Origin of the sequence: Mesorhizobium sp. B2-3-13, assembly GCF_006442195.1 — a bacterium.
Lineage (GTDB): Bacteria > Pseudomonadota > Alphaproteobacteria > Rhizobiales > Rhizobiaceae > Mesorhizobium > Mesorhizobium salmacidum.
Genome location: NZ_VFVQ01000009.1, coordinates 154,537 through 169,904 on the forward strand (window position 1 = coordinate 154,537; position 15,368 = coordinate 169,904).

The following is a 15,368-nucleotide window of genomic DNA, read 5'->3' on the forward strand; positions in this document are numbered from 1 at the left end:
CAGAGAAGAAGGAGCAGACGAAATGACCAGCAAACGAAGCGTTCTTGTGACCGGCGCCACGGGCCAGCAAGGTGGCGCGGTTGCGCGTGCCCTGTTGGCTAGAGGCCATCACGTCAAGGGACTGACGCGCAAGCCGGACAGCGAGGGCGCGCGGCAACTGGCGTCGGCGGGCGCCGAGGTGGTGGCCGGCGATCTCGCTGACGCGGGCTCGGTCGTGAGCGCCGCAAAAGGCGTCGACACCATGTTCCTGATGGGCAACAGCTATGAAGCCGGCCTCGAGGAGGAGACCCGTCTGGGGATCCTTGCCGCCGATGCTGCGAAGGCCGCCGGCGTCGGACACCTGATCTATTCCTCCGTTGCCGACGCCGACAAGAATACAGGCATCCCGCATTTCGAAAGCAAATATCTGGTCGAGCGGTATATCGAGCAGCTCGGCATTCCCTATTCGATCAGCGCGCCGGTGGCCTTCATGGAGAATGCCGTCGCGCCGTGGTCGATCGGTGCGCTCAACCATGGCATCCATGCCTTCGCGATGCCGCCCAAGCGGGTGCTTCAACTGGTCGCCCTCGCGGATATCGGCGCATTCGTGGCCGCTCTGGCCGAGCGGCGGGAGCGGGTGTTCGGCAAGCGCTTCAATTTCGCCGGCGACGAATTGTCGGGCGAAGAACAGGCCGCAATTCTGTCCGGCGCCATCGGCCACCCGATCCGCTATCAGGAAATACCGATCGCGGTTGCTCGTCAGCAAAGCGAGGACGCTGCGCTGATGTTCGAATGGTTCGACCGCGTCGGCTACGACGTCGATATCGCCACCTTGCACAGGGAATTTCCCGAGGTGCGCTGGCACGGCTTTGCCGACTGGGCGCGCGCGTTCGACTGGAGCGTTCTGACGACCAAAGCGCCAGAACGCTGAACTAGAAGGTCTGGTTGTAGGCGCCGACTTCCGGACTGCGGCGCAGCACGGCGTCGACGGCATCGAACATCTGCCGGCGACGCTCGGACGAGACCGGGCTTTCGACGACCACGACCAGTTCCGGCTTGTTCGACGAGGCGCGCACCAGACCCCAGGTGCCGTCCTCGGCGACGACGCGCACGCCGTTGACGGTGACGAGGTCCACGATCTTCTGGCCCGCGAAACTGGAGCCGTCCCGCTTCATCGCCTGGAAATCGGAGACCACGCGTTCGACGATGTCGTACTTCACCTCGTCCGCGCAGTGCGGAGACATGGTGGGCGTGCCGAAGGTCAGCGGCAGCGCATGGTAGAGATCGGCCATCGAACTGGCCGGGTTGCGGTCCAGCATCTGGCAGATGGCGATTGCCGTGACCAACCCGTCGTCATAGCCGCGCCCGATCGGCGGGTTGAAGAAGAAGTGGCCTGACTTTTCGAAGCCGGCGACCGCGCCGAGTTCGGCAACGCGGCGCTTGATGTAGGAATGGCCGGTCTTCCAGTAGTCGGTAACGGCGCCATTGGCGTGCAGCACCGTGTCGGTGTTGAACAATCCGGTAGACTTAACGTCGACGACAAAGGTCGAACCCGGATATTGGCTGGAAATGTCACGCGCCAGCATGACGCCGACCTTGTCGGCAAATATCTCGTTGCCTTCATTGTCGACGACACCGCAGCGATCACCGTCGCCATCGAAACCCAGCCCGACATCGGCCCCTGTCTCCAGCACCTTGTCCCTGATGGCATGCAGCATCCGCATGTCCTCCGGATTGGGATTGTAGCGCGGAAAGGTGTGATCGAGTTCGACATCGAGCGGGACCACTTCGCAGCCTATGCGCTGCAAGGCTTCCGGGGCAAAGGCGCCGGCAGTGCCGTTGCCGCAGGCGGCGACCACTTTGAGCTTTCGTGTGATGCGCTTGTCCCCGCTCAGGTCGTCGAGATAGGTGGCGCGAAAATCGCGGACAAAATCATAGGAGCCGCCGCCTGTAAGGTCGAAATCGCCGGCCAGCACGATCGCCTTCAGCGCGCTCATCTCCTCGGGCCCGAAGGTCAGCGGCCGCGCCGCTCCCATCTTGACACCGGTCCAGCCATTTTCGTTGTGCGAGGCGGTGACCATGGCCACCGACTGCGTCTCCAGTGCGAACTGCGCGAAATAGACCATCGGCGACAGCGCCAGGCCGATGTCCTTCACCCGTGCGCCGGCCGCCATCAGCCCGGAAACCAGCGCCAGCTTGATGCCAAGCGAATAGGAACGGAAATCATGTCCGGTGACGATATCAGGTCCGGCGCCGAGACGCCGGATCAGTGTGCCGAGCCCCATGCCAAGCGCCTGGACGCCTATCAGATTGAGTTCCGGCGGCACCGTCGAACCGGGATGGCCGAACCACCAGCGCGCATCATATTCCCGAAAGCCGGATGCCTTGATCAGCGCCGCGGTTTCGAATTCGAAGCTGTTGGGCCAGGCCTCGGCGACGATTTTTGGGGGCAAGACAGCAGAGCTCCAGGCGGCAAAAACACGATCTATCGAGGCAGCGGCTTAGCACACAAGGCTTTAAGCCGCGTTTATCCCGGATGGAAATCCGGGATAAACGGCACTACCCGACGAAAGCGGACGAAATGCGACAGAAGGGCTGCCATTGCCGCTTGCAGGAACGAAGTGTGGCGGCTATAAGCCCGCGGTCTGGTCACGGAGTGTAGCGCAGCCTGGTAGCGCACCTCGTTCGGGACGAGGGGGTCGCAGGTTCAAATCCTGCCACTCCGACCAGAAAAAACAACGACTTAGGCATCCCGAAGATTGCCTACCCCACAGATATCCCCACAGAAATAGATGAGCATTTAGGCGCCTCGGCCCAACCTGCAGACGTACAAAGCGTTTTCTGAGCAACTACTCCGGGTGGGCCGCGCCCCGGATAGCCTTAGCAAGCTGAACGCAGCAGGAAGCCAGACACCTTTCTGCATCGGAACGAGACTGCCTGGCCAGCGGAGCGCCCGAAGGTCTATCCAGTCGCCGGAGGCGCGTTCGTTCAGCTCATACGGCGGCGGCCTCGTAAAGTTCGATCGGGAGTCCATCCGGATCGGCGATGAAGGTAAACAAGCGCCCCGTGTAGGGGTCTGTTCGGATTGGCTCCACGTCAACGTCTCGCGACCGAAGCAGTTCGGCAGTTGCCTCGACCGACGCGACCACGAATGCAATATGTCTTAATCCGCAGGCCTCGGGCCTGCTGGGCCGGCTCGGCGGATCCGGGAAACTGAACAACTCGATCTGGACGAGGCCATGACGCAAGTCGCACTTCCAAGACCGCCTTTCGGGGCGCCAGTTTTCGGCGAGGATGACGAAACCAAGCTTGCTCGTGTAGAACTGCTTGGACGTCTCATAGTCGCTGCAGATGATTGCGACATGGTGGACAGCCAGGAGCATCACATTGGCCTCGCGTAAGCGTCGATAAGGCGTCGCAGGCAGAATCTCATCCGCCTTGGGCGCAACTAAGCGCCGACACCGGCCTCGCCGGCTTGGGCGAAAGTACCCTCACCTTCGGTTGGGCCCCCGATCGTCCGACTTACGTCTTTGAAGCAAAAAAGTGGGGACGTAAACTGCGGCTCGCACTGGACTACGGGCACGGCCGGATGAGAACAGTGTGAGTGTGGCGAAGGTCGCAGCACGTTCAGAGGCCCTCGGGGCACCTAATAGCATCGTTCCCCTTGGAAGACGTCATCCCCCATAATGCAAATCCGCCTAAAGCAGATGCTGAACTAGGCTCAGGACCTATTAAATTGCTTGCGGGGATAGTGATCGGTTGATTCAATGGCGGCGTAAGGAGACGCTGTCATGGGTGATTTGATCTGGCTGTCGGAAGCGCAGATGCGCCGCATTGAGCCATATTTTCCGCTATCCCACGGGGTACCTCGTGTCGATGATCATCGGATCATCAGTGGGATCATCTTCGTGATTAGGAACGGCTTGCGGTGGCGCGATGCACCTGCGGAGTACGGCCCACCAAAAACGATCTACAATCGCTTCATTCGCTGGAGCAGGCTGGGCGTATTCAACAAGATTTTCGCGGCGCTTGCGGCGAAGGGTGGGAAGCCCGACCATCTGATGATCGATGCGACCCACCTGAAAGCCCACCGGACGGCAGCAAGTCTGCTTAAAAAGGGGCTGTTCCCCGACGTATCGGACGTACCAAAGGCGGTCTGAACTCGAAGCTACATGCCGTCTGCGACGGCAAAGGCAGACCCCTGGTGATGCTACTGAGCGAGGGGCAGATGAGCGACTACAAAGGCGCGGCTCTCATGATCGACGCTTTGCCCAGAGCCAAAGCCTTGCTGGCAGACAGGGGCTATGACGCCGACTGGTTCCGCACCGCTCTCTCAGAGCGCAAGATCACCGCTTGCATCCCGTCAAAGGTCAACCGAAAGGTGCAGATCCCGCACGATGCCGTACTCTATCGTCAGCGCCACAAGATCGAGAACATGTTCGGCAAGCTCAAGGATTGGCGGCGCATCCACACCCGCTATGACCGTTGTGCACACCTTCATGTCTGCAATCTGCATCGCAGCCACCGTCATCTTCTGGATCAATCAATGAGTCCTGAGCCTAGTGAACCTTTTATGAGGACGTTATCATGAGACCGTATTCGACTACTCGTCGTCCGATCACATCGGAGCGCATCGGACGGGCTCTCGACCGCGTTGCCGAAATTATCGTCGCCCAAGGCGACCAAGGTGAGGCATTGCTTCCGCTACACGATTACCTGGAGGGCGCTATGCAGGATCTTCAGACGAAGGACAAACGCCTGGCGGCAGTGCGCGAGCGATTCAAACGGTCTAAGGGTTGAATGAGAGCGCGACCTTCGGCCTAGTAGCGGTCATTAATGGTCGCCCCGAAGCTAATCCAGCTAGAGCATTCTTCACGTCACGGTCTGCCCGCCAGCCTGCGCGATCTCATCAGCGATCTGCTTCAACCTGTAGACGCGCCGGGCGCCTAGAACGACCTTCGCTCCCTGGCTGGCAAGCAGCCTGGCGGTGGCTTCGCCGATGCCGGACGATGCGCCAGTGAGAATGACGACTTTTTCTTTGATCATGGTCGGATCCTTTGGTTTTACCGGCGGGGCCAATCAGGCGCCGTATTGTTCGTCGGAGACCTTCTCCATCCAGTCGACGACCTTGCCGTCCTGGACTTCCTGCATTGCGAGGTGGGTCATTGCGGTCTGCGGCGCAGCGCCGTGCCAGTGCTTCTCGCCAGGCACAAACCAGACGACGTCTCCCGGCCGAATCTCCTCGATCGGACCGCCCCAGCGCTGGACCCGTCCGACTCCCGACAGGACCACCAGGGTCTGTCCAAGTGGGTGCGTGTGCCAGGCGGTGCGGGCGCCCGGTTCAAATGTCACGTTGGCGCCTTGGACGCGCTCGGGGGCAGCCGGATTGAAAAGTGCATCGATCCGCACCGTCCCTGTGAACCAGTCGGTCGGGCCCTTTGCCGAAGGCTTCGATCCCGCTCTGAAAATATCCATCGAACTTCTCCTCGGGTCGAGATATGTACGCCAGGACAAGTCTTAGGATGCGAAGCTAACGACAAATCGGCCTTGTGCGCAGATATTCGCAGCGGCTTGGGGGGCTCGGTACAGGTGGCAGGCATCATGTTGGGGTGATGTCGTGCTGCCTGTGCCGGTCAGCCGCCGCTGCGCGATCAAAGGTGGCGCCATTGAGCAAGCGTGCCAAGGTCAACGGCGGCCCGCTGGAGTTTATTCCGCCGCAGATCCCGACCCGGGTAGAGTTGCCGCCTGCGGATGAGGGATGGGTCCACGAGACCAATCTCGACGGCTATCGAACGCAGATCGTCATCGATAATGGCGGCGTCCGCCTTTACAGCAAAAACGGCCGTGACTGGACCAGGAAATACTGGCCCATCGTACTGGCCATCGATCTACCGTGCCGGACTGCCATTCTCGACGGTGAGATCATTGTGCCAGGCGAGCAGGGAGATCCCGATCGCCCTGTGCTCGAAAGCGCGATCTGGAACGAGCCGAGCCGGCTGGTGTTCGTCGCGTTCGATATCCTCCATCTCGACGGCCGCGATCTAGCCGCCTTTCCGCTGCTGCGGCGCAAGGAGGCGCTGTGGCAACTGGTTGAGCCTGGGCTCGGCAAGATCCAATACAGCGAGCATTTCGAGGGCAATGCGCTTGCGATCTTCCGCTCCGCCGGGAGGATGGGACTCGAAGGCATCATCTCGAAGCGCGCTGACAGCCGCTACAGCAGCGGACCGTCAAGCACATGGTTACTGAGCGTCGACTACAGCATCCGGCGCAACCGCGACCTCAGCATCGGCACCAGTAATGTCCGCTTTGGCCGGCGGCCATATCGGCCGGAATGACCGAGATGCTGCGCAATACTTCCACTTCGCTGACGTATCAGACTGGCATAGGGCTCTCTCGTTGTTTGGAAGAAACGGCTTCCCAACGCGGCCCCTACCTAGACTAGTTGCAATAAGAACAAACACGGAATGCTAAATTAGGAATTAGCTTTCGATGGACATTACGAGAACAAAATGAGTAACTTGGAAACTTTTAAGAAAATCTTTCTACATTCTTAAACAGGTGAGAACCACGACGAACGACGGTAATCTCCGTTAAGCAACTCAAGGCATTAGCAACGCCGGCCTTGGCGCCTCTGTGGACGGCTCGAGTGGCGTCAATGCCGGAGCCGGCCGGGCTTGGCGCCAATGTCGGTGGAACAGTCGGCGTCGGTGCAGGTTGGGAGTGGGTACCGGTCTCAACGCTGGTGTGATCGGAACGGTCCCGGGCACGCTGAGCACCCCAGGAGCAACCCGCATTTCGGGTAAGATGCGGGCCGTTGTGGCGGATATGTCGAAGTTCAACTGACGAGGATGAAGAAGCGTTGTGTCGATGTGCTGAACAGCCAAGTCACCTATGACGGCGACCTGCGCCAGCTGTGCCTCATGATCTCTCGCCGTTGACGCTGGGGAATGGGGCTGCGGAACCAGCGGTGGGGCTTCGACCTCACTCTCCTGGCCTCCGGCCGGCAGGAAAGCTCGCCGCCTATGCGGGCTTTCCGCTGCGATTGATAATTACCGTGGCGCAAGACAATGGGGGCGCTTGTTGGAGGCCCCCTCCCTCATAGGTCAGACAACGGTTTGAACAAATCAAAGTCGATCCCGCGGTTCGCAGCCGCCCCTTAGGCTGGATCTTCAGGAAGGCAGATGTCGCTGGCGCGAAGCTCTTTGCTGCACTGGGGGCCAGCAAGCCTCGTTTTCATCCACGCGGTAGTCGAATCGCATAGCTCGGCCGATGGCCTTTTTTCCAAGGTACCAGCAAATTGACATAAATTAGTAATCGCTAATACAGAATGCACTGCTATTTTATCGGCAGTAGGACATGTGCTGAGAATTCGAGCCGGGTAGATCCGGTACGACCTCAATAAAGGAGTAGAGATTGCGAAGGCACGCAGCTGTTGCTGGACGCAAGCCGAAGACGGCGGCGCCGCAGAGGATTGGGCTCCACTCGCGGCATTGCTTGCGTGCTTTGCTTCAGGCCCGTTCTTTCTCCAGGTGCCAATGACGGACGATGGTAAGCGGGCTCATACTGAACCGGAGACGAGTTCCTGGACCGGCCGCAACAGGCGTCTCGACCCATCGCGCCTGCCGGAGATGGTGAGCTATACCACGCGCGACAACTATGGCGACGTGACCTTCACCCTCAACCAACGTGGTGTGGTGGTCCGCCGCACGCAGGATTCAAGCAGCGTGCCGGCAATCATTGCCCTTCCCGCCAAGACTTTCCGCGGCGTGGCCGCCTGCGCGATGGAGGATCCGGATGAAAAATTCACAGCGGAGCTCAAGCTTCTGCACAATGATCCGATGCTGACGGTGCCGCTGCTGGTGTCCGACGACCTCGAACTTGTTGCCGCCGACTGGCGTGCCTGGGCCGAGGCCTACCGACTGCCGATGCTTCTGCTTGGCGCCGACGGCATTGCCCGAACGCTTGAGGAAACGCTCGGTTCGAACGTCAACGCGCTCTCACCCCAGCGACCGAAACATCGGCCGCGTCTCGACCAAGCGCCCAGGCTTTCCAAGGTTGGCCTGATGAACAAACTGACGTCTCTAGAGCGTATCGGCCGATTGGTGGATCGGAAGTGATGTGACGCGTGTCTCGTGTTCATTTGGTCTGCAGGGTCGATCCTCCCACTGCGTTGGTCGCTGGGGAGCCTCGCCAGGCGCGGCTAGGTAGGGTCCGCTAGTTACATCATCGATGAGGATCCATCTGAGACGGCAGGGCTGCCGAAATGAAGCTCGCCGCCAAGCATTGAGGCAAGAGAGCGTCGGCGCCGTAAGGTTCGCCCATAGCTGCGTCACCCCATTGCAAGAAAGCATTGGTGACGGTGGCGAAGAGAGCAGAACTGCTGCAGCAGGATGGAGACGGCAAACAGCACGACCACCGGGCAATGCTGGAAAAGTGAGCGCCCGCCGGCACGTAGCGGCCGTTCGATCAGATCAAAGGGCTGCACGAGTAGCCCTTTGACTAGGCAGCGGAGGCCGACGGCGTTCAGCGCATCGAGATGATCGAGCACCGTCGTTGCGCCACGTTCCCGAACCTCCACAGAGCGGCGGCGAACAGCAGCAGTAGGTTGGCTGTGGCTTTGGCACCGGCCGCCCCTAGGGAAGTGCCGGGCGATTTTGGCCAGCAAAGATACGGTGGAAGACCCACAGAATTGCTGGGCAAACCAGGAGCATGACGGCGCCGAAGTCGAGCGCCGCGCTCGCGGAGCCGAGCGACGTGGAAAGCTTTCCGCCGATCGCGGACCCAACCGGGCTTTCAGCATAGAAAGCCGTTTAGAATATTCCCATTCCGATCGCCCGCGTCTTCGGCTCGAGCACGCGCGCAGGCAGGCTCATAATGGCGCCGGCAGGCAGCCCGCAGCTGGAGGCAGCGGTGCCATGAAAACCGTGTCAGATGCGGGATGGTGGCTGCAGAGCATAAAGGCAGTCGTCGCGCGGCAGCGGCGTAGCCCCGGAAGGCGACGCTGACGGCCTCCTCGTCGATGACGGCCCTTCAGCAGGAGCAAAACCTTGAGCGAACTGCCCGCGCGCCGGACGCGCGCTCGCCAGGATTTCATTTGCCTGGAAGGTCGACCTTACAGAAGACCGCGTCCTGCCTTTCAGGGCGGGAACATAGCTTGCGGCAGTAAGTTGGAAGGCCATCGGAGACAACAGGTACGCAGCTGATGGGCGTCCACATCAATCACTTCCTGAAGGATATCCTCATCGAGGTCGCTGAAATGCTTCCGGTTGTGACTCAAAGGGAAAGAACGCCAACTGACGAACTGCCCGTCGCAGCGCCGAACTTTCCCCATGATCTGGAACCGGTGATCCAAGCGAACCCATCACGCACTGGGCCGGCTGGACCTGGCCGCACGCAAGGCTCCAACTAGGGAGCGGACGGCATCGACGCCTGAGCCGCGGGGCGGGATCGACGGCCTGAAAATCAGCCGGCCGTTGCGGAACTCGAAGCTCTGTGCGTTTTTAAAGCGCCATTCGGATGCCACCGTTTTCTTGCGGAAGGTGATTGCGATGGCTTCGGGTCCCACGTCGACTTTGCTGATGCCCAGTTCCGCCGCGCCTATGCGCAACCTGGTCAGTTCCAGTAAATCCGCTGCTGGACCGGGCATATCTCCAAAGCGGTCCTCGAGCTCTTCGCCGAACGCGTCGAGATCCGTCTCGGAAGTCATGTGAGACAGCCTCGCATAAAGACCAACGCGCACTGTGGGCTCGTTGACGTAGCTTGCGGGAAAGGCCCCATTTGCGGCGCCTTTGATATCGGCAAGATGCTTGTCTGGATCGGCCCCTCCCCCAGCCAGCGAGACCGCCCGCTCCAGCAGATGCTGATAAAGCCCCGCTCCGATCAGCTTCATGTGCCCGGCTTGATCTTCGCCGAAGAGGTCTCCTGCCCCGCGCAGGTCGAGGTCTCTTTGACTGATCGCCAGGCCGGAGCCAAGCCGATCGAGCGCAATCATGGTCGAAAGTCGAGCTCTTGTGCCTTCGGCCAGCTCGACGCTAGGCTCGGTAAGAAGAAAGGCAATAGCCTGCGCCGCTCCCCTTCCGACCCGGCCGCGAAGCTGGTGCAATTGTGCCAGACCGAACCTGTCCGCCCGCCAGATCAGGATGGTGTTGGCCCGCGGTACGTCGAGGCCGCTCTCGATGATGTCGGTGCTCAAAAGGATGTCGCCTTCACCGTCAGCGAATCCGACCATGATTTCGTCCAGCCGTGTCCCTTTCATTTCTCCATGGGCCGTCACAACCGCGAGTTCCGGCACCAATCTGTTTAGCTGCTCGCCAACCGGGTCGATGTCCTCGATGCGTGGAACCACCAGGAAGCTCTGTCCGCCCCGGCGAAATTCGCGCAAAAGGGCGGCTCTAACCGAAGCTGGATCGAAGGGCTCCAGAATCGTGCGGACGGGACGCCTTTTGGCAGGCGGGGAGTTGAGGACGCTGACTTCCTGGATGCCTGACATCACTGATTGCAGCGTGCGCGGTATCGGCGTGGCGCTCATGCTCAGCGTATGAAGGCGGGGCGCCATGTTCCGCAGCGCCTGCTTCAGCTTGACACCGAACCGGTGCTCCTCGTCGATCACCAGCAGTCCCAGATTGGCGAAGGTGACGCTCTTGGCCGCCAGGGCTTGCGTACCCACAACCACCGCGACCCGACCGCTCCGCAGCCGCTCTTTGACCGTTCTCGCCTCCGCCCCGCCAACCATTCTCGAGAGGTGGGCGACATCGAGGCCTGTCCCGGCAAACCGACGGCTGAACGTCTCATAATGCTGGCGTGCCAACACGGTTGTCGGGGCTATGACCGCAACCTGCTTCCCGCACAGGGCGGCGGCAGCGCAGGCACGCAGGGCCACCTCTGTCTTGCCGAAGCCGACGTCGCCGCAGACAAGCCGGTTCATTGTTCTCCCTGACGACAGGTCGTCGAGCACATCGCGAATGGCGGCGGCCTGGTCGGGAGTCTCGGTATAGGGAAACTTCGCCGCAAACCGGGCGAGATCCGCGCGCGAGGGTTTCATGATCTCGGCAGGCTGGCTGGACCTGGCTTTGGCAAGGCCCGTCAAGCGCTTGGCAAGCTTGTCGATGTCGCGCAGCGCAGCCTTGCGTCGGCTGAGCCACCCGTCGCTGTTCAAGCGATCGAGCGACACGGCATCGGGTTCCGAGCCGTAGCGCCAAATCCGCCCAAATTCATCGACCGGAACCAGCAACGACGCCCCGCCATGATATTCCAGCCTGACGACATCCTGTGGCTGGCCGGCCAAGTCGACCTGTTCGACCGCCACCAGAATGGCCAGGCCATGATCCTCATGGACGACGACGTCGCCAATGCGCAACTCGGGGTCGAGCATACTGGTGGCGGCGCCGCCGTTTGCCTTCAAAGCCCGGCCAAAAAGATCGGTCGCAGCCACCAGCGCGATACGGGATTGCTCGTCGACAAACCCTTCGTCGACAATGAATTCGGCCTTGAGAAGAGAGCCCCTTGCGGCCGAACGGATTTGCGGCCAGTCCTCCGCCTCCTCCATTCGCCGGCCAAGCCTCCGATCGAGCAGACGATCCGCACGCTGCAGTTCAGAGGCTTCGCCGGCGAACACCACAGTGACACCCGACCTCGTCTGCCTTTCCACAAACTCGGCGAACTGATCTCGGGATCGCGCCCGCCGAACGAATTTGGGAACTCGGGTGGCCGAGACGGTAGGACTCGTGCGGCGGCGTTTACGAACCGCGACATCCCATTCCTCGCGCGACAGGTAAAACTGTTCAGGCAATGGTGTTGCGGGTTCGGCAACCTCTTGCCTGGCACGACGTGCATCTTCGATCAGATCCAGGAAGCGGTCGAGCGGCGGGCCTTCGAGCCCTTCTGGCAAGGAGATTGAGGCGCCGGATGCCACATCGAAGACCGACGGCATACTGCCATACAACGCGATCAGGCGTTCTTCCATCGGTGTCGTTCGCATTGGTGCCAACTCGGAATGATCAGCTGTTGCGAACATCAGCTCGGATGCCGGTCCAACAGTGATCGACTCTCGCGAATGTTCGCTAAGCTGGGTGACGGGATCGTAGATCTTGAGTTCTCGGATGCAGCTATCTGGACCGAGGACAAGACGGACCGGGTGATCGGCGCCAGCAGGGAAGATATCCATCAGGTCGCCCCGAAAGGCTATCTCGCCGGGTTCGTCCACCCTCTCGTCGACGGCGTATCCCACCGCCTCGGCTTTCGTTCGGAAGTCGTGCGGGTCGAACATTTGTCCGAGTTCCAGAATTGTGAAGCCCCCAGCAATGACTGGTGCGGGCGGCACCCGCTGGAGAGCGGTCTCGATCGACAGAACCATGACGCGCGGGCGTTTGGGCTCGCCTGCGATCTCATGCAGCGCGCGAAGCCTCCGCCCCATATTGGCGCGTGTCGGCCATACCCTGTCGTAGGGCAGGCAGTCCCAGGAGGGCAGGAAGATGATGTCTGCGCCTGGCAGAAACTGACGCAAAGCTCCAGCGATCTCTTCGGCACTGCGTTCCGAGGCGGATATATGGATAATATGCTTGTTCGGACCGTCCTCCAGCGAGTCGGCCAGCGCCGCCGCAATTGCCGCAGAAGGCGAGACGCCCTGTTCTCTCGCGACCTCCCTGTCGTTTGAGGGGTGATCGAGTTGTTCGATAATTTCAGTCCTCGAAATAGGTCTGTTCACTGAGATCTCACCTTGCCAACGGTGGGGAACGTCAAGGGGGCGACCCCGTTCCTCTGGCGCGGATTAAAGTGTGGAAGGCAGTGGCAGGGCGTGCGGTTTATCGAGCGGCGATGCCAACACGCATCGCCTGCCGGAACGTGCGTAAAGCTGGGCGGTGTCCGGCAGGGGTAATCTCCTCTCGAAGTCGCCTGCCCGGCTTCATGCATTCGAACAGAGCCGTTGATGCCGCGCGACGCCCGTCGGTTCCGAACTGTCACCGCCAGCCGGAACTTTTGGCGTGAATAAAAGTTCGATAGCCAACATCAGCTAGGTAGCCATTTTGTCTCCCACCTCATCCTCGGATGTACTTATCCGTAAACTGCAGACCATCTCGGACATTCGAGAAGCCGAAATTAGGGTTTTGAAAAGCATACCGATTCAGGAGAAAGATTTTTTGGCCAACCACGACCTGGTGCGTGAGGGTGACCATCCTCTTTACTCGTTTGTCGTTCTGGAAGGCTTGATCGGTTCCACCAAATACACGGGGGAAGGAAAACGACAAATCACCTCCTTCTTCGTGGCCGGGGACATTCCGGATCTGCACGGGCTGCATCTGTCAGTCATTGATTGTAATTTCTCGACGCTTACGCCGGCCCGAGTGGGCTTCATGCGACACGACGCTCTGCGCAGCATTTGCGACCAACACCCCCGCATCGCCACGGCTTTCTGGCGGTCGACGCTAATCGACGCCGCAATATACAGGGAGTGGGTCACCAATGTGGGGAGACGGGAGGCTTATACCCGGATGGCTCACATTTTATGCGAACTGATATGTCGCATGCGATCGGTGGGGCGCATTGAGGATCACGTTGCGGATGTTCCCATAACTCAGGCCGCACTCGGCGATGCATTGGGTTTGTCAACGGTCCACGTCAACCGAATGCTTCAGGAACTACGACGTGAAGACCTCATCGCCACCACAGGATCGAGAGTGCATGCTCGCGACTGGGCCGGCCTCAAGCGGGCAGGAGATTTCGACACAACCTACCTGCACCAAAAGAACCCCGCAGATTAGTGGTGACGGGAACTCTTCGATGGCACGATTTTTCTTTGACAGCGGTGATCGCGATCTGGTCTTGCAGGATGAGATAGGTGTGGAGTGCGCTGGTATCGAAGAGGTGCGCCGTGTCGGATTCGAGGGCCTCGTCGACCTCTCGAGAGACGAACTGAAAAGCATCGACGGGCAGCAATTGTTTGTCGAGGTGCGTGATGAGAATGGGAAAAAAGTCCTGCGACTAAGTCTATCACTTGATATCAAAATGATGAGATGAATTCGTACGGTTTTCACGCCGGCGGCTGCGCCCTTGCGACGGCATCCGGTTGCTCCCGAAAATCTCTGCAACAGGAACGTGGCAACGGCGCCACGAACAAAGTTGCTTTAGTTTGCCGCCTGCCGGATTAGGCCCCGCCCACAAGCTAACCATGCCCATCGGACGGCATCCAGCGACAAGACGTCGAATGCTGTGACGCCGGGAAGATGGTTCGGGCTTGATCACGGAGTAGATCGGCGCAAGTCGGCGGGCGCTTTAATCTATGTAAGTGCATCAAAGTCGGTGAGCGATTAATTTGGTTTATGTGCCGAGCGACAATGCCCTGCTTCGCACGCAGGACTTGTCAGCTGACGGGGCCCGATATCAGCTTGGAGCAAGACATGACAATCGGTTCCCAACATGGAAGAAATCGGCAAGGCGCAACAGAGGGCCATAGCCCGTCTCATACGTCAGTGGATTTCCTCGGACGCCAGCCGTCGCCAGCTTCGGCAGTTGCTGGATCTGCCGACAGATGCGGACATGCCCCGCGAACATCGGTCATTGCTCGACGAACTCGACCGCAGGCTCGACGAATGAGTGCATGCTTGCTCGCACGAGGGAATTCCGACAGGCACCCGGTCGCGGCGGAGTATTCTTCTCGGAGGCCCCGGAACTGCAACTTGCAGTGATCGTTAGTTTATCTCAGCAGCGGATAGTGCAATGCAACGGGCAGCAAACGAAGCGGGCCGAGTGGCAAAAGGCCAGGAACTTGAGGTTGAACACCTGGTTGAGCTCACGGAGATCGATCCCAAGCAGGCGCGAAGGCTTTTTCGCAGGCATGGGGCCGATTGGCCGAAGCTCAGAGACGAGGCGGAAGCTCTGAAGACGGAAGATTAGTCGTCACCTTCCCAGCGGCTGCCGAGAAAGCTGTTCAAGTTCGTTCTCGTCCGTAATCCCGGCTTGATAATAAGCAAGGATGCGCGATGCACGCCGTTCTCTCTCGGTTTCGGTTTCGTTTTTGATATTGCTGCGTGCCAGGACGCGGCTCAGTACGGCAAGTTCTGATGGGGTATAGGCGTCCCTATGCATCGCATCTCAACTCCCGCGTGGCCCGCCTCCGGAAGGGCCGACGTGGCCTGGATCGGGTCGAAAGCCGCCAGCGCCTGGGCAGCATTTCGACCGCCGACGAACTGGAACCAAGCCTCCTCCAACCCTGACTCGAGGTCGAGCAGTATCATCGGCTCATCTTCGACGATCAGAACGGCGCCATCGTTCACCGGAATATCCCCAGGTCGCCCACCGCTACCTCGGCGTCAACTTGGTTCCGTCTGATACCGGCGGTGGGTGACTCCGAAGCGTTACGCCACCGCGACATCCAAGCGTAGTGATGAAGGCCC

At 60.1% G+C, this 15,368-nt stretch carries 12 protein-coding genes, 1 tRNA gene and 2 pseudogenes; 8 read left to right on the forward strand and 7 right to left on the reverse strand.

Going from position 1 to position 15,368, the window contains the following annotated elements; translation table 11 throughout:
• The first annotated feature begins 22 nt into the window (after positions 1 to 22).
• Positions 23 to 910, forward strand: coding sequence for an NmrA/HSCARG family protein (locus FJ941_RS13275; RefSeq protein ID WP_140506146.1), 888 nt, complete (start codon positions 23 to 25; stop codon positions 908 to 910).
• Between the two features lies 1 nt (position 911).
• Here the strand turns inward: FJ941_RS13275 and FJ941_RS13280 are convergent, their stop codons facing one another.
• Entirely contained in the window at positions 912 to 2,432 is a 1,521-nt protein-coding gene (locus FJ941_RS13280) for a phosphomannomutase/phosphoglucomutase (protein WP_140506147.1), read from the reverse strand.
• Between the two features lie 199 nt (positions 2,433 to 2,631).
• On the opposite strand from FJ941_RS13280, the gene FJ941_RS13285 reads away from it, so the two are divergent.
• Positions 2,632 to 2,708: transfer RNA gene (locus FJ941_RS13285), tRNA-Pro, on the forward strand.
• 264 nt (positions 2,709 to 2,972) lie between these two features.
• Here the strand turns inward: FJ941_RS13285 and FJ941_RS13290 are convergent.
• On the reverse strand, positions 2,973 to 3,362 hold the full coding sequence (locus tag FJ941_RS13290) for a VOC family protein (protein WP_140506149.1): 390 nt from the start codon (positions 3,360 to 3,362) through the stop codon (positions 2,973 to 2,975).
• Between the two features lie 408 nt (positions 3,363 to 3,770).
• Here FJ941_RS13290 and FJ941_RS13295 point away from each other — a divergent pair.
• Positions 3,771 to 4,529 (forward strand): annotated as a pseudogene (locus FJ941_RS13295) (IS5 family transposase).
• 337 nt (positions 4,530 to 4,866) lie between these two features.
• Here FJ941_RS13295 and FJ941_RS13300 read toward each other — a convergent pair.
• Together FJ941_RS13300 and FJ941_RS13305 are read right to left on the reverse strand one after the other, a co-directional pair.
• Positions 4,867 to 5,025, reverse strand: a pseudogene (locus FJ941_RS13300) (SDR family NAD(P)-dependent oxidoreductase); the annotation flags it as partial.
• 33 nt (positions 5,026 to 5,058) lie between these two features.
• Positions 5,059 to 5,454: a cupin domain-containing protein gene (locus tag FJ941_RS13305; RefSeq protein ID WP_140506151.1), complete on the reverse strand. Its 396-nt coding sequence runs from the start codon at positions 5,452 to 5,454 to the stop codon at positions 5,059 to 5,061.
• Between the two features lie 182 nt (positions 5,455 to 5,636).
• Between FJ941_RS13305 and FJ941_RS13310 the strand changes: the two genes are divergently transcribed.
• Together FJ941_RS13310 and FJ941_RS13315 are read left to right on the forward strand one after the other, a co-directional pair.
• Positions 5,637 to 6,314 (forward strand): DNA ligase, encoded by a 678-nt coding sequence (locus tag FJ941_RS13310; RefSeq protein ID WP_246673798.1) that lies wholly within the window; start codon positions 5,637 to 5,639, stop codon positions 6,312 to 6,314.
• A 1,200-nt stretch (positions 6,315 to 7,514) separates the two neighbouring features.
• On the forward strand, positions 7,515 to 8,096 hold the full coding sequence (locus FJ941_RS13315) for a DUF6101 family protein (protein WP_246673800.1): 582 nt from the start codon (positions 7,515 to 7,517) through the stop codon (positions 8,094 to 8,096).
• Between the two features lie 212 nt (positions 8,097 to 8,308).
• Here the strand turns inward: FJ941_RS13315 and FJ941_RS13320 are convergent, their stop codons facing one another.
• Together FJ941_RS13320 and FJ941_RS13330 are read right to left on the reverse strand one after the other, a co-directional pair.
• Positions 8,309 to 8,527, reverse strand: a complete 219-nt coding sequence (locus tag FJ941_RS13320) for a hypothetical protein (RefSeq protein ID WP_140506154.1) — start codon at positions 8,525 to 8,527, stop codon at positions 8,309 to 8,311.
• Between the two features lie 813 nt (positions 8,528 to 9,340).
• Positions 9,341 to 12,682, reverse strand: coding sequence for a DEAD/DEAH box helicase (locus tag FJ941_RS13330; RefSeq protein WP_181169786.1), 3,342 nt, complete (start codon positions 12,680 to 12,682; stop codon positions 9,341 to 9,343).
• Between the two features lie 433 nt (positions 12,683 to 13,115).
• Between FJ941_RS13330 and FJ941_RS13335 the strand changes: the two genes are divergently transcribed.
• From FJ941_RS13335 to FJ941_RS28965, 3 genes are all read left to right on the forward strand, one after another.
• Positions 13,116 to 13,736, forward strand: coding sequence for a Crp/Fnr family transcriptional regulator (locus FJ941_RS13335; protein WP_348640744.1), 621 nt, complete (start codon positions 13,116 to 13,118; stop codon positions 13,734 to 13,736).
• A 19-nt stretch (positions 13,737 to 13,755) separates the two neighbouring features.
• A complete protein-coding gene (locus tag FJ941_RS13340) occupies positions 13,756 to 13,992 on the forward strand; it encodes a hypothetical protein (protein ID WP_140506157.1) in 237 nt (78 codons plus the stop codon).
• 399 nt (positions 13,993 to 14,391) lie between these two features.
• Complete coding sequence (locus FJ941_RS28965) at positions 14,392 to 14,568, forward strand: hypothetical protein (RefSeq protein WP_181169788.1); 177 nt, start codon at positions 14,392 to 14,394, stop codon at positions 14,566 to 14,568.
• A 449-nt stretch (positions 14,569 to 15,017) separates the two neighbouring features.
• Here the strand turns inward: FJ941_RS28965 and FJ941_RS28970 are convergent, their stop codons facing one another.
• Positions 15,018 to 15,248, reverse strand: a complete 231-nt coding sequence (locus FJ941_RS28970) for a hypothetical protein (RefSeq protein ID WP_181169790.1) — start codon at positions 15,246 to 15,248, stop codon at positions 15,018 to 15,020.
• Positions 15,249 to 15,368 lie beyond the last annotated feature (120 nt).